The 13,753-nt window shown below is 63.5% G+C and carries 12 protein-coding genes; 9 read left to right on the plus strand and 3 right to left on the minus strand.

Annotated elements, in window-relative coordinates; genetic code table 11:
- Nucleotides 1–52 precede the first annotated feature (52 nt).
- The gene (locus tag EVC45_RS26230) at nucleotides 53–841 is read left to right on the plus strand and encodes an RNA methyltransferase (protein WP_129961134.1); all 789 of its coding nucleotides are present in this window, start codon (nucleotides 53–55) and stop codon (nucleotides 839–841) included.
- 58 nt (nucleotides 842–899) lie between these two features.
- Here the strand turns inward: EVC45_RS26230 and EVC45_RS26235 are convergent, their stop codons facing one another.
- Nucleotides 900–1,715: a pyruvate, water dikinase regulatory protein gene (locus tag EVC45_RS26235; RefSeq protein ID WP_013089690.1), complete on the minus strand. Its 816-nt coding sequence runs from the start codon at nucleotides 1,713–1,715 to the stop codon at nucleotides 900–902.
- Nucleotides 1,716–2,246: 531 nt separating this feature from the next.
- Here EVC45_RS26235 and ppsA point away from each other — a divergent pair.
- The 3 genes from ppsA (at nucleotide 2,247) to EVC45_RS26250 (ending at nucleotide 6,315) form a co-directional block, all read left to right on the plus strand.
- On the plus strand, nucleotides 2,247–4,649 hold the full coding sequence (gene ppsA / locus EVC45_RS26240; RefSeq protein ID WP_129961135.1) for a phosphoenolpyruvate synthase: 2,403 nt from the start codon (nucleotides 2,247–2,249) through the stop codon (nucleotides 4,647–4,649).
- Between the two features lie 115 nt (nucleotides 4,650–4,764).
- On the plus strand, nucleotides 4,765–5,220 hold the full coding sequence (locus tag EVC45_RS26245) for an NfeD family protein (RefSeq protein ID WP_129961136.1): 456 nt from the start codon (nucleotides 4,765–4,767) through the stop codon (nucleotides 5,218–5,220).
- Between the two features lie 147 nt (nucleotides 5,221–5,367).
- Nucleotides 5,368–6,315, plus strand: coding sequence for an SPFH domain-containing protein (locus tag EVC45_RS26250; protein WP_129961137.1), 948 nt, complete (start codon nucleotides 5,368–5,370; stop codon nucleotides 6,313–6,315).
- Nucleotides 6,316–6,450: 135 nt separating this feature from the next.
- Here EVC45_RS26250 and smpB read toward each other — a convergent pair whose 3' ends face one another.
- Complete coding sequence (smpB, locus tag EVC45_RS26255; RefSeq protein ID WP_013089686.1) at nucleotides 6,451–6,897, minus strand: SsrA-binding protein SmpB; 447 nt, start codon at nucleotides 6,895–6,897, stop codon at nucleotides 6,451–6,453.
- Nucleotides 6,898–6,997: 100 nt separating this feature from the next.
- Here smpB and EVC45_RS26265 point away from each other — a divergent pair, with 100 nt between their 5' ends.
- On the plus strand, nucleotides 6,998–7,435 hold the full coding sequence (locus tag EVC45_RS26265) for a type II toxin-antitoxin system RatA family toxin (RefSeq protein ID WP_129961138.1): 438 nt from the start codon (nucleotides 6,998–7,000) through the stop codon (nucleotides 7,433–7,435).
- Nucleotides 7,432–7,764: an RnfH family protein gene (locus EVC45_RS26270; RefSeq protein ID WP_129961139.1), complete on the plus strand. Its 333-nt coding sequence runs from the start codon at nucleotides 7,432–7,434 to the stop codon at nucleotides 7,762–7,764. Before EVC45_RS26265 ends, EVC45_RS26270 begins: the two co-directional genes overlap by 4 nt.
- Before the next feature lie 69 nt (nucleotides 7,765–7,833).
- Here the strand turns inward: EVC45_RS26270 and EVC45_RS26275 are convergent, their stop codons facing one another.
- Complete coding sequence (locus EVC45_RS26275; RefSeq protein ID WP_129961140.1) at nucleotides 7,834–8,820, minus strand: DMT family transporter; 987 nt, start codon at nucleotides 8,818–8,820, stop codon at nucleotides 7,834–7,836.
- A 319-nt stretch (nucleotides 8,821–9,139) separates the two neighbouring features.
- Between EVC45_RS26275 and guaB the strand changes: the two genes are divergently transcribed.
- From guaB to guaA, 3 genes are all read left to right on the plus strand, one after another.
- Nucleotides 9,140–10,600, plus strand: coding sequence for an IMP dehydrogenase (gene guaB, locus EVC45_RS26280; protein ID WP_129961141.1), 1,461 nt, complete (start codon nucleotides 9,140–9,142; stop codon nucleotides 10,598–10,600).
- Between the two features lie 6 nt (nucleotides 10,601–10,606).
- Nucleotides 10,607–11,350, plus strand: a complete 744-nt coding sequence (locus EVC45_RS26285; protein WP_129961142.1) for a hypothetical protein — start codon at nucleotides 10,607–10,609, stop codon at nucleotides 11,348–11,350.
- Nucleotides 11,351–11,565: 215 nt separating this feature from the next.
- Complete coding sequence (gene guaA / locus EVC45_RS26290) at nucleotides 11,566–13,149, plus strand: glutamine-hydrolyzing GMP synthase (protein ID WP_129961143.1); 1,584 nt, start codon at nucleotides 11,566–11,568, stop codon at nucleotides 13,147–13,149.
- The last annotated feature ends 604 nt before the right edge of the window (nucleotides 13,150–13,753 follow it).

Here is a 13,753-nt window from a genome sequence, read left to right on the forward strand (position 1 = left end):
CGCGTTGATTCGCCACTGATTCCTTTTCCATTCCTCACCGCCTTCGCTGCCTGTGAAAGCCATCACCTCGCGGGACAATCCGCTCTACAAGCGCCTGAAGGCACTGGCCGGCTCGACGCATCAACAGCGCCGCAGCGGCCATGCGCTGCTCGAGGGTTTCCATCTCGCGAGCGCGTATCTCGACGTCGCCGGTCAGCCGGAGCTATGCGTCGTCACCGACGGCGCGCTGCGTCACGACGAAGCGCAGGCGATCGTGTCACGCATCGACGGGCATCGGCTCGTGACGCTGCCCGATGCGTTGTTCGGGCAGTTGTCGAATGTCGTGCATGGGGTCGGGATTCTGCTGCTCGTCGAGAAGCTCGATGCGCCGCTGCCCGAGCGCGTCGAGCAAAACTGTCTCGTACTCGACGGCGTGCAGGACGCGGGCAACGTCGGCTCGATTCTGCGCAGCGCGGCGGCCGCGGGCATCGAGCATGTATTCTGCGCGCCGGGCACCGCGTACGCGTGGTCGTCGAAGGTGCTGCGCTCGGGGATGGGCGCGCATTTCCTGTTGCAGATTCATGAAGACGTCGAAGCGGACGGGCTGATCGAGCGCCTCGCGGTGCCGGTCGTGATCACCGACTCGCACGGCGCCGAAGCGATCTACGATTGCGACCTGAGCAGGCCGCTCGCGTGGGTGTTCGGCAACGAAGGGGCGGGCGTGTCGCAGGTGTGGCGCGACGCCGTGTCGTTGCGCGTGACGATTCCGCAGCCCGGCGGCATGGAGTCGCTGAACGTGGCGGCTGCGGCGGCGGTCTGCGTGTTCGAGCAGTGCCGGCAGCAGCGCGGGCGCAACAAGTAGACGTGGGTGGCGTTGCGCGGGCTCGGGTCCGGCAGCGCAACGCCTGCCCGGCTGTGTCTCAATACGACGGCCGATCCAGCTTGATCTCCTGCAGGATCGTCGTCGCGATCTCCTCGATCGACTTGTGCGTCGACGACAGCCACTTGATCCCCTCGCGCCGCATCATCGCTTCCGCTTCGTTGATCTCATAGCGGCAGTTTTCCAGCGCCGCGTATTTGCTGCCTGGGCGCCGCTCGTTGCGGATCTCCGACAGCCGCTGCGGATCGATCGACAACCCGAACATCTTCTGCCGATGCTCGAGCAGCGGCGTCGGCAGCTTGCCGCGTTCGAAGTCTTCGGGGATCAGCGGATAGTTCGCCGCTTTCACACCGTACTGCATCGCCAGATAGAGGCTCGTCGGCGTCTTGCCGCTGCGCGACACGCCGACGAGGATCACGTCGGCGTCCGCGAGATTGCGGTTCGATTGACCGTCGTCGTGCGCGAGCGAGAAATTGATCGCCTCGATCCGGTTCTTGTACTCCTCGGTGTCCGCGTTCTGGTGGCCACGGCCCATCGCGTGGCTCGACTTCAGCTCCAGCTCCTGTTCGAGCGGCTCGACGAAGGTCTGGAACATGTCGAGCACGAGCGCGTTCGAATCCTTCACGATCTGGTTCGACGAGCTATCGACGAGCGTGGTGAATACGATCGGACGACGGCCGTCCTGCACGACCGCTTCGTTGATCTTTTCGAGCGTCGCGTAGGCTTTCTCGGTCGAGTCGACGAATGGCACGCGAACCAGGCGGAATTTCTGGTCGAACTGGGAGAGGATCGAATGCGCGAAGGTTTCGGCAGTAATCCCGGTACCGTCTGAGACGATGAATACGGTGGGCGGCATTAGTGGGGCTTTGAACGTGAAGGCAAATGAGCCGAAAAAACGCGAGCGCTAAAACGCGCTCGAATCAAACCGCGCGGCGGCGGACGAGCTCCGGCGGTTGTCCGGAGACGGCGTCGTCGATGCGGCGTGCCGTGGGCGCGGCCCTTGCGCCCGGGCGGCCGGCCTCGCAACAGCCCGCTGGCTGGATCGGGCCGCGGATTCGAGGCGCAATTCTCGACCGACTGCCACATTTGGAGAGTCGGCACGGTAGAATAGCGGCAACCTGTTGGATAAGCAATTGCGGGCGATTGGCCGCTTATTTGCCGCGAACGGTCGGTCAACGCCCCGTCATCTGACGTCAATGTGCGCCGAACGTAAGAGATCGAGCGGTAACTGCGTTCATCGGCGTTCTTCGCCGCCGTTTCGGTCTGCGTTGACGGCGATTGCTTATCTAACAGGTTTTGCAAGACACGGGGTCGAGCTTCCAATGGGCTCTCCCGTGTTCAAGCCCACTTGCACAGCCGTGAATTTCTTTCACACTTAGGGGCTTGTATGACTAACGCAGTTACCGTCGCAAAGGACAAGGCGTATGTAGTTCCGTTCGAGCAGTTGCGGATGACCGACGTGGAAATCGTCGGCGGCAAGAACGCGTCGCTGGGCGAGATGATCAGCCAGCTCGCGCAAGCCGGCGTGCGCGTGCCGACCGGCTTCGCGACCACCGCGCTCGCGTTCCGTGACTTCCTGCAGCACAACAACCTGACCGAACGCATCGCCAAACGTCTCGAGACGCTCGACGTCGACGACGTGAAGGCGCTCGCCGAAGCGGGCAAGGAGATCCGTCAATGGATCGTCGACGCGCCGCTGCAGCCGCAGCTCGAGGCTGACATTCGCGCGGGTTTCGACACGCTGCAAAAGAGCTCGCCCGAAGAGCTGTCGTTTGCCGTGCGTTCGTCGGCGACCGCCGAAGACTTGCCCGATGCATCGTTCGCCGGTCAGCAGGAAAGCTACCTGAACGTGGTCGGCATCGAGGACGTGCTCGATCGCATGAAGCACGTGTTCGCGTCGTTGTACAACGACCGCGCCATCTCCTATCGCGTCCACAAGGGCTTCACGCATGCTGAAGTCGCGTTGTCGGCGGGCGTGCAGCGCATGGTGCGCTCGGACGTCGGCGCCGCGGGCGTGATGTTCACGCTGGACACCGAATCGGGCTTCAAGGACGCGGTCTTCATCACGTCGAGCTATGGCCTCGGCGAGACCGTCGTGCAGGGCGCGGTGAATCCGGACGAGTTCTACGTCTTCAAGACCACGCTCGCGCAGGGCAAGTACCCGATCATTCGCCGCTCGATCGGCTCGAAGCTGATCAAGATGGAATTCACGAAGCCGGGCGAGCCGGGCCGCGTGAAGACCGTCGACGTCGCGCACGAGCAGCGCAACCGCTTCTCGATCACCGACGAAGACGTGATCGAACTCGCGAAGTACGCGGTCATCATCGAGAAGCACTACCAGCGTCCGATGGACATCGAGTGGGGCAAGGACGGCCGCGACGGCAAGATCTTCATCCTGCAGGCACGTCCGGAAACGGTGAAGAGCCAGGGCCACGGCAAGGCCGAGCAGCGCTTCAAGCTGAAGGGCCAGTCGAATGTGATCGCCACCGGCCGCGCGATCGGCCAGAAGATCGGCGCGGGTCCGGTGCGCGTGATTCACGATCCGTCGGAAATGGACCGCGTGCAGCCGGGCGACGTGCTCGTCGCAGACATGACCGATCCGAACTGGGAGCCGGTCATGAAGCGTGCGTCGGCGATCGTCACGAACCGCGGCGGGCGCACCTGCCACGCTGCGATCATCGCGCGTGAGCTGGGCGTGCCGGCCGTGGTCGGCTGCGGCGACGCGACCGACGTGCTGAAGGACGGCGCGCTCGTCACCGTGTCGTGCGCGGAAGGCGACGAAGGCAAGATCTACGACGGCCTGCTCGAAACCGAAGTGACCGAAGTGCAGCGCGGCGAACTGCCGGCCATTCCGGTGAAGATCATGATGAACGTCGGTAACCCGCAGCTCGCGTTCGACTTCTCGCAACTGCCGAACGCAGGGGTGGGCCTCGCGCGTCTCGAGTTCATCATCAACAACAACATCGGCGTGCACCCGAAGGCGATTCTCGAGTACCCGAACGTCGATCCGGACCTGAAGAAGGCGGTCGAAAGCGTCGCGCGCGGTCACGCGTCGCCCCGCGCGTTCTACGTCGACAAGCTGACCGAAGGCATCGCGACGATCGCGGCGGCGTTCTATCCGAAGCCCGTCATCGTGCGTATGTCGGACTTCAAGTCGAACGAGTACAAGAAGCTGATCGGCGGTTCGCGCTACGAGCCGGACGAAGAAAATCCGATGCTCGGCTTCCGCGGCGCATCGCGCTATATCGCGGAAGACTTCGCCGAGGCATTCCAGATGGAATGCGTCGCGCTGAAGAAGGTGCGTGAAGAGATGGGCCTCGACAACGTCGAGATCATGGTGCCGTTCGTGCGTACGCTGAAGCAGGCGGAGCGCGTGGTCGGGCTGCTCGCGAAGTTCGGCCTGAAGCGTGGCGAGAAGGGCCTGCGCCTGATCATGATGTGCGAAGTGCCGTCGAACGCGATCCTCGCCGAAGAGTTCCTGCAGTTCTTCGACGGTTTCTCGATCGGCTCGAACGACCTGACGCAGCTCACGCTCGGCCTCGACCGCGACTCGGGCATGGAATTGCTCGCTGTCGATTTCGACGAGCGCGATCCGGCGGTCAAGTTCATGTTGAAGCGCGCGATCGAAACCTGTCTGCGTCTGGACAAGTACGTCGGTATCTGCGGCCAGGGGCCGTCGGATCATCCGGACTTCGCGCAATGGCTGACGGACGAAGGCATCAAGTCGATCTCGCTGAACCCCGACACGATCATCGAGACGTGGCAGCAACTGGCGAAGTCGAGGCAGTAACTCGCGAGGCGCCGCCTGCCGCTGCGCAGGCGGCATTCACCACGCGTTAAAAGCATGTGCTTCATGCTATAAACACCCCGGTAGATCCGGGGTGTTTTGCTTTCTGGAGGTCGACGTGGCGCCTGGTGGACTGTTCTGGTGGATCGGGGCGGGTGTGCTTGTCGTGCTGGAGCTGATGAGCGGCACCTTCTATCTGTTGATGGTCGCGTTCGGCTTCGTCGCGGCCGCGCTTGCGCGCATTGCCGGCGCCGGGACCGACCTGCAGTTCGTGGTGGCGGCGCTGGTCGCGCTCGCGGCGGTCGTGATACTCCGACGCTCGCGCTTTGGCCGCCGCAAGCGCGAGCAGGCGTCGCGCAATCCGGACGTCAATCTGGATATCGGGCAGACGCTGAACGTGCCGACCTGGCAGGGGCGCAAAGCACGCGCGAACTATCGTGGCGCGGCGTGGGACGTCGAGCTGGCCGTGGGCGAACCCGAAGACGCGCAGGTCTACGAGATCAGGGAATTGCGCGGCAGTTGTCTCGTCGTCGTTGCGAGCCGGCAGCCGAAGGCCCGCGCGAGCACGACCTGACGACCCGAGCGTGAGCGTTGGGTGCGGTGTCCGCCACACGCGCCCATCGATATCCCTTCCCAAAGCGAAGCGCCAGAGCCTAAGCTGAACACGCAGGCCCGACCAACCTGCGCACAACAATTCGAATCAGAATCGGAGGGTAGCGATATGGATTCAACCATCGTCGGGGCAGTGCTGCTGATCGTCGTGATCGTGCTCGCGGCGCAGACCATCAAGATCGTGCCGCAGCAGCATGCGTGGGTGCTCGAGCGCCTCGGCCGTTATCACGCGACACTGACGCCGGGCCTAAGCTTCGCGTTTCCGTTCGTCGACCGGGTCGCGTACAAGCATGTTCTGAAGGAGATCCCTCTCGAGGTGCCGAGCCAGGTCTGTATCACGCGCGACAATACGCAGCTGCAGGTAGACGGTGTGCTGTATTTCCAGGTCACCGATCCGATGAAAGCATCGTACGGATCGAGCAACTTCGTGTTCGCGATCACGCAGCTGTCGCAGACCACGTTGCGCTCGGTCATCGGCAAGCTGGAGCTCGACCGGACCTTCGAGGAGCGCGATTTCATCAATCACAGCATCGTCTCCGCGCTCGACGAAGCGGCCTCGAACTGGGGCGTAAAAGTGCTGCGCTATGAGATCAAGGACCTGACGCCGCCGAAGGAAATCCTTCACGCGATGCAGGCGCAGATCACCGCCGAGCGCGAGAAGCGCGCGCTGATCGCGGCATCGGAAGGGCGCAAGCAGGAGCAGATCAATATCGCATCCGGCGGCCGCGAGGCGGCAATCCAGAAGTCCGAGGGCGAGCGTCAGGCGGCGATCAACCAGGCGCAGGGGCAGGCCGCGGCGATTCTGGCGGTGGCCGAGGCGAACGCGCAGGCGATCCAGAAGATCGCCGCGGCGATCCAGCTGAACGGCGGCATGGACGCGGTGAATCTGAAGGTGGCAGAACAGTACGTGAACGCGTTCTCGAACCTCGCGAAGCAGGGCACGACACTGATCGTGCCGGGCGACATGTCGAACATGAGTTCGATGATCGCCTCGGCCCTGACGATCGTGAACAGGAGCAGGACGGGAGCGGAGGCGCCGCGAACCGACGCGCGCTGAAGAACCGAACAATGAGCGCGCAATGAACGCGCCAGAAACGAGTGACGCAAAAGCAAATGGCCCGCACATCGATGTGCGGGCCATTTTTTCATCCGGAAACGAATCGCGCTCAGGAATCGCGCTTAGAAATCGCGCTTACGTCGGCGAGCGCATCAGGCGTGCCTTTTCGCGCTCCCAATCGCGCTTCTTCTCGGTCTCGCGCTTGTCGTGCATCTTCTTGCCCTTCGCGAGGCCGATCTCGCATTTGACGCGACCGTTCTTGTAGTGAAAATTCAGCGGCACGAGCGTGTAGCCGCGCTGCTCGACCTTGCCGATCAGCTTGCTGATTTCCTCGCTGTGCAGCAGCAGCTTGCGCGTGCGTACCGGATCGGGATGAATGTGCGTCGACGCTTCGGGCAGCGGGCTGATGTGCGTGCCGATCAGGAACAGCTCGCCGTTGCGGATCACCACGTAGCCTTCCTTGATCTGGCCGCGGCCCGCGCGCAACGCCTTGACCTCCCATCCTTCGAGCACGAGGCCTGCCTCATAGCGTTCCTCGACCGAGTAGTCGTAGAAGGCTTTTCTGTTGTCGATGATGCTCATGAATGGAAAGTGCCCAACTCGTTTAAAATCACGATTTTAGCAAAGCGGGGCAAGGAAAGCCCGCGGCGCTCGTCCACCCTTGCCACGCGCTGTTCAATTTATGGCAGATGTCCAGAAAACCGTGTTGATTCGCCATTCGGCGGAGCAGATGTTCGACCTCGTCACCGACGTCGACGATTATCCCAACTTCCTGCCATGGTGCGGGGGCATCGAAATTCGCCACCGGGACGACACCAGCATGGAGGCGAGGATCGATATCAACTTCAAGGGCATCAAGCAGCATTTCGCGACGCGCAACTCGATGGAGCGCCCGACGCGCATCGACATGGAATTCGCCGACGGCCCGTTTCGCAAGTTCACCGGGTTCTGGGTCTTCACACCGCTGCGCGCCGACGCGTGCAAGATCGAATTCGCGCTGCACTACGAGTTCACCAGCATCCTGCTCGAGAAGATCATCGGGCCGGTGTTCAATCACATCGCCAATACTTTCGTCGAATCTTTCGTGAAGCGCGCCAATCAGCGCTATGGTCAGCCATGAGCGTTCGGCTATCGGTTGAGGTCTGCTATGCGCTCGCCGGCGAGCAGGCGTTGATTGCGCTCGAGTTGCCCGCGGGCGCGACGCTGCAACAGGCGATCGACGCAAGCGGGATCCTGCAGCGTTTTCCATCGATCGATCTGAACGCGCAGAAGGTGGGCGTGTTCGGCAAGCTCAAGCCGCTCGATACGGTGCTCGCCGATCATGATCGCGTCGAGATTTACCGGCCTCTATTGGTGGATCCGAAGGTGTCGCGCCAACGCCGCGTCGAAAAGACGCGCAAGGCGGGGTCGATCGAGGGGCGGCGCTGGTTGAACAAGGATTCGCGCTAGGCGGCGAAGCTTGCGGCGGCGGCTTGCGCTCCGCCCGCCGCCCGGCTTGCATCGTCACCGCACATCACATCATGGCGCCGACGTCTGCGCCTTGTCTTCCATACTCTCGATGCGTGCGGCACCCGACGCTTCGTCGTCCGAATGCCGGCGCACCGACCACCAGACCCCCGCGACCAGCAGCAGGATCGCCGCGAATTCGAGCGGGCGCGGCAGGCGCTCGTCGTAGATGAACGCGTAAAGCAGCGCGAACAGCGTCTCGAACACGATCATCTGGCCGGACAGCGTCAGCGGCAGCCGTTTCGACGCGGCATTCCACAGGCCGTTGCCGAGCCACGACGCGCCGATCGCGAGCACCAGATTGAGTAGCCAGAACGTGTGCCACCGTGCATCGGCCAGTTCGCCCTGGGGGCCGCCCGCGGGCAGCAGCGCGACCACGAGCCACAACGCGCCGCCGAGCGCGCCGGTCACGACGCCCCACAGCACCGACCACTCGTTGCCGCTGAAATGCGTCTGACGCTGCAGGTAGCGGGCGTTTTCGACCGCGAACCAGGTCCAGCAAAGCAGCGCGCCCACCGCGCAGGCCACGCCGAGCAGCCGCGTCGCGATGCTCACCGGCGCCGCGCCGGCCACCGTAAACACGTCGATATTGATGCAGACGATGCCCGCCATCACGGTCGCGAGTGGCCATGCGAGGCGCGCGAGGGGCACCGCGCCGTGATCGCGCCGGCCAACCAGCGTGACCGTGACCGGCAGCACGCCGACGATCAGCGAGGCCGGGGCGATGCCGATCAGGTGCACGGCGGCCGTCAGCAGCAGGTAATAGACGATGTTGCCGGCTAGCGCGAGCTTGACGAGGGCGATCAGATCTTCGCGGCTCAGCCGTTTGGCGAGCGAACGCGCGATCGGCAGCGCCGCGGCGAGCGACACGACGCCGTACATCGAGTAGCGGCCCGCGACGAGCAGGAGCGGGGAGAAATCGGGCAGCACCCGCGGCACCAGAAACACCATGCCCCACAAGGCTCCGGCCATGACCCCATATACGACACCGCGCTGCATCGACTGCCCCTGCTGAATAAACTGGAATGGCCGGCAGAATAGCGGTTTTGCGGACGGAGCGTCTTGTTCGATCCTGCATTCGGCTGGGTTCCGGCGTCGCTCGACCCAGGGGTTCGCCGGTGGATCTCCGCCCGCCGACCCCCGTGTTTGCCTGCGAACGCGCAAACGAAACCCGATCGAACCCGACGCGAAAGGCCAAGTGAAATCGGCCCGTGCCGGACCGGTAAAAAATCGTCCGAAATTCGCTAAGCTGCTGTTCGCGCAGTGAAAACCGGGGTGGTATCGCGTATAATTCGCTTTTGCGCCTATAGGATTTGCCATGCGTCTGATCCAAACAGCACTCACGTTCGATGACGTGCTCCTCGTCCCGGCCTTCTCCGATGTTCTGCCGCGCGACACCAGCCTCAAGACCCGGCTGACCCGCAACATCTCCCTCAACATGCCGCTCGTGTCCGCCGCGATGGACACGGTCACCGAAGCACGTCTGGCGATCGCCATGGCGCAAATGGGCGGCGTCGGCATCATCCACAAGAACCTCACGCCGGCCGAGCAGGCGGCTGAAGTCGCGAAGGTCAAGCGTTTCGAGTCGGGCGTGGTGCGCGATCCGATCACCGTGCCGCCGCAAATGAAAGTGCGCGACGTGATCGCGCTGTCGCGCCAGCATGGCATTTCGGGCTTCCCGGTCGTCGAGGGCGCGCAGCTCGTCGGTATCGTGACGAACCGCGACCTGCGCTTCGAAGAGCGTCTGGACGAGCCGGTGCGCAACATCATGACGCCGCGCGAGCGCCTCGTCACCGTCAAGGAAGGCACGCCGCTCGCCGAGGCGAAGGCGCTGATGCACAGCCACCGCCTCGAGCGCGTGCTGGTCGTCAACGACGCGTTCGAACTGCGCGGCCTGATGACCGTCAAGGACATCACCAAGCAGACCGAGCACCCGGACGCGTGCAAGGACGAGCACGGCAAGCTGCGCGCAGGCGCGGCGGTCGGCGTCGGCGCGGACAACGAAGAGCGTGTCGAGCTGCTCGTGCAGGCGGGCGTCGACGTGATCGTCGTCGATACCGCGCATGGCCACAGCAAGGGCGTGCTCGAGCGCGTCAAGTGGGTCAAGCAGAACTTCCCGCACGTCGAGGTGATCGGCGGCAACATCGCCACGGCAGCAGCTGCCAAGGCGCTCGTCGAATACGGCGCGGACGGCGTCAAGGTCGGTATCGGCCCGGGCTCGATCTGCACGACCCGTATCGTCGCAGGCGTCGGCGTGCCGCAGGTCACGGCGATCTCCAACGTGTCCGAAGCGCTGAGCGGCACGGGCGTGCCGGTCATCGCCGACGGCGGCGTGCGCTTCTCGGGCGACGTCAGCAAGGCGCTCGCGGCCGGTGCCAGCGCGGTCATGATGGGCAGCATGTTCGCCGGCACCGAAGAGTCGCCGGGTGAAGTGTTCCTGTACCAGGGCCGCCAGTACAAGTCGTACCGCGGCATGGGCTCGGTCGGCGCAATGAAGGACGGCGCGGCGGACCGCTACTTCCAGGACAACTCGGCGAACATCGACAAGCTGGTGCCGGAAGGCATCGAAGGCCGCGTCGCTTACAAGGGTTCGGTCAACGCGATCCTGTTCCAGCTGATCGGCGGCGTGCGTGCGAGCATGGGCTATTGCGGCTGCCGCACCATCGCCGAGATGAACGCGAAGGCCGAGTTCGTGCAGATCACCGGCGCGGGCCTGCGCGAGTCGCATGTGCATGACGTGCAAATCACCAAGGAAGCGCCCAACTACCACGTGGACTAAACGCCCATGAAGCCACTGCTGCGCGTTGTACTGATCCTCGATGCGTTGTTGCTGCTGGCGTTCGGCCTGCTGTTCGTGCTGACGCCGTGGACCTCGCTGTACGACGCGTTGCAACTGGTGCCAACGGAGCCGAAGCTGGTCGGCCAGGCGTTCGGCGTCGCGCTGATCGGGCTCGCGTGGCTCGCGGTGCATGCGTCGTTCGACGGGGCGCTGACCTCGAAGGTCGCGAACGTCGTCGGTCATGTGCACTGGTTGATCGGCGTGCTGATGCTGGTCTGGCTGCTGGGGCTGCATACGCCTTCGCTGACCGGTTTCGGGCAGATGGTGGCGGTGCTCGCCGGTGTCGTACTGGTGGTGATCGGGCTCGGCGGCGTGCGACTGTCGGGAGCGGTGCGGCGGCGCGAGAAGGGGGGCGTGGTCAAGTCCTCGTCGAGCAAGACCGACAGCCGGGCTGACAAGCGTGCCGCGAAAGAAGCCGAAAAGGATGCCGCACGGCAGCGTGAACTCGAACGCGACAACGCGCGCGAGCCACGTGTCACTGCGGGCTTTCCGGTCTATCACGCCGAGCCGGTGCCAGAGCCCGTCGTGCCGGTCACACGGCCGGTCAATCCGGCTGCCGCGGCTGCCGTTGCACCTGCCGCGCCGCTTCATCCTGCCGCAAGCGAGCCCAGTCTCAACGAGTCCGAACGCGCCGCGCGCGACACCAGCAACGACGTGCCCGGCGCACCGCGCCCGCCGTTTCATGGTTGACGCGCCGCGCGCCAGACCGTTTGCCGAAGCCGCCCGGTTTCGTTCGCGTGCAGCGCGGGCGGCAAGCTTCACGGTTGGCCGCACCCTTGTGCTTCATCGTAATGTTGGCTGTCCGCGCCGCGCCGAGACCGTCGCCGCGTGGACCGCTTTGAATTCGACGCCGCGCCTCGTGCGCGGCATTCCGTATCCGCTCACTTCTGATTCCGTCCGCTGCCATGCATGACAAGATCCTGATTCTCGACTTCGGTTCACAAGTCACCCAACTGATTGCACGTCGCGTTCGCGAAGCCAACGTGTATTCGGAAATTCATCCGTACGACGTCGACGCGTCGTTCATCCGCGACTTCGCGCCGACGGGCGTGATTCTGTCGGGCGGCCCGAGCTCGGTCACCGAGGAAGATACGCCGCGCGTGCCGCAAGCCGTGTTCGAACTCGGCGTGCCGGTGCTCGGCATCTGCTACGGCATGCAGGCGATGGCGCAACAGCTCGGCGGCAAGGTCGACATCGGTCATCTGCGCGAATTCGGCTACGCCGAAGTGCGCGCGCGCAACCATACGAGCCTGCTCGAAGGCATCAGCGACTTCACCACGTCCGAAGGCCACGGCATGCTGAAGGTGTGGATGAGCCATGGCGACAAGGTGCTGGAAATGCCGCCGGGTTTCGCGCTGATGGCATCGACGGAATCGTGCCCGATCGCCGCGATGGCCGACGAACAGCGCCGCTTCTACGGCCTGCAATGGCATCCGGAAGTCACCCACACGGTGCAGGGCCGCGCGATGCTCGAGCGCTTCGTGCTGCAGATCTGCGGCGCGAAGGCCGATTGGGAAATGGGCCACTACATCGACGAAGCCGTCGCGAAGATTCGCGAGCAGGTCGGTAACGAGCACGTCATTCTGGGGTTGTCGGGCGGCGTGGATTCGTCGGTGGCGGCGGCGCTGCTGCATCGCGCGATCGGCGACCAGCTGACCTGCGTGTTCGTCGATCATGGCCTGCTGCGTCTGAACGAAGCCGAGCAGGTGATGGCGCTGTTCGCCGATCACCTCGGCGTGAAGGTGGTTCATGTCGACGCTAGCGAAGCCTTCCTCGGCAAGCTCGCCGGCGTGACCGATCCGGAAGCAAAGCGCAAGATCATCGGCGCGGAGTTCGTCGAAGTGTTCCAGGCCGAAGCCGGCAAATTGACGGACGCGAAGTGGCTGGCGCAAGGCACGATCTATCCGGACGTGATCGAATCGGCGGGCAAGGGCAAGAAGGCCGCGCAAACCATTAAGAGTCATCACAACGTCGGTGGTTTGCCGGAGACGCTGAACCTGAAGCTGCTCGAACCGCTGCGCGAGCTGTTCAAGGACGAAGTGCGCGAACTGGGCGTGAAGCTCGGTCTGCCGCACTCGATGGTGTATCGCCATCCATTCCCGGGTCCCGGTTTGGGCGTGCGGATTCTCGGCGAAGTGAAGCGCGATTTCGCGGACCTGCTGCGCCGCGCGGACGCGATTTTCATCGAGACGCTGCGCACTACGATCGACAAGGAAACCGGCAAGTCGTGGTACGACCTGACGAGCCAGGCGTTCGCGGTGTTCCTGCCGGTGAAGAGCGTCGGCGTGATGGGCGATGGCCGTACTTACGAGTACGTCGTCGCGTTGCGCGCGGTGCAGACGCTCGACTTCATGACCGCGCATTGGGCGCATCTGCCGCACGCGCTGCTTGGGCATGTGTCTAACCGGATCATCAACGAAGTGCGCGGGATCAACCGGGTCGTGTATGACATCTCGGGGAAGCCGCCTGCGACGATCGAGTGGGAATGATTTGACGTTAGTCGCCTGCTATCGGCGAGTATCGGAAAACCCGGCAAAAGCCGCGCTGAGCGCGGCTTTTGCTCGTTTTGAGGTTCGCCATCTATCGGCTGCGGCCGCCCATTTCTGACGGTGTCTTTTGACGGTATTTCGAAAAAGCAATTCGTCAACAAATCCGCATACCGTCAGATCCGCAAGTGCAAGCTGACGGTATTTTTTCGCTGAAATCCTGACTGGGTGGGCGTTGCACGGGTTTAGTCGACGGTATGGAGTCTGACGGTATACGCAAAGGTAAAAGTAGCGCTTGTGCCTGTGCTGACCGATACGAAGCTCGGGAACCTAAAGGCGCATGGTAGGCTGTACAAGGTCGTCGACCGGGACGGCCTGTTCGCTCTTGTCAATCGAGGCGGGGCCGTTACGTTCAGGTTCGACCACCGTCTTAACGGTCGGTGAGAAACACACACGAACGGTCAGTCGCTACGGGGATAATGGCATCACATTGCCCGAAGCACGCGAGCAGCGTATTGAGGCAAAGAAAGTGTATCGGCTCCGGTTGTCTGGACAAGCTTTTGCAGCTCAGGCGGCCAGCTTCATCAGCCTTTCCTGACGGGCTTCG

Origin of the sequence: Paraburkholderia sp. UYCP14C, from assembly GCF_004197395.1 — a bacterium.
Taxonomy (GTDB): domain Bacteria; phylum Pseudomonadota; class Gammaproteobacteria; order Burkholderiales; family Burkholderiaceae; genus Paraburkholderia.

Bases quoted from the DNA above. Each gene is read 5' to 3' on its own strand.
- EVC45_RS26235 (WP_013089690.1), bottom strand. From the start codon at position 1,715: ATGCCGCCCACCGTATTCATCGTCTCAGACGGTACCGGGATTACTGCC.
- ppsA (WP_129961135.1), top strand. From the start codon at position 2,247: ATGACTAACGCAGTTACCGTCGCAAAGGACAAGGCGTATGTAGTTCCG.
- EVC45_RS26250 (WP_129961137.1), top strand. From the start codon at position 5,368: ATGGATTCAACCATCGTCGGGGCAGTGCTGCTGATCGTCGTGATCGTG.
- smpB (WP_013089686.1), bottom strand. From the start codon at position 6,897: ATGAGCATCATCGACAACAGAAAAGCCTTCTACGACTACTCGGTCGAG.
- EVC45_RS26265 (WP_129961138.1), top strand. From the start codon at position 6,998: ATGGCAGATGTCCAGAAAACCGTGTTGATTCGCCATTCGGCGGAGCAG.
- EVC45_RS26270 (WP_129961139.1), top strand. From the start codon at position 7,432: ATGAGCGTTCGGCTATCGGTTGAGGTCTGCTATGCGCTCGCCGGCGAG.
- EVC45_RS26275 (WP_129961140.1), bottom strand. From the start codon at position 8,820: ATGCAGCGCGGTGTCGTATATGGGGTCATGGCCGGAGCCTTGTGGGGC.
- guaB (WP_129961141.1), top strand. From the start codon at position 9,140: ATGCGTCTGATCCAAACAGCACTCACGTTCGATGACGTGCTCCTCGTC.
- EVC45_RS26285 (WP_129961142.1), top strand. From the start codon at position 10,607: ATGAAGCCACTGCTGCGCGTTGTACTGATCCTCGATGCGTTGTTGCTG.
- guaA (WP_129961143.1), top strand. From the start codon at position 11,566: ATGCATGACAAGATCCTGATTCTCGACTTCGGTTCACAAGTCACCCAA.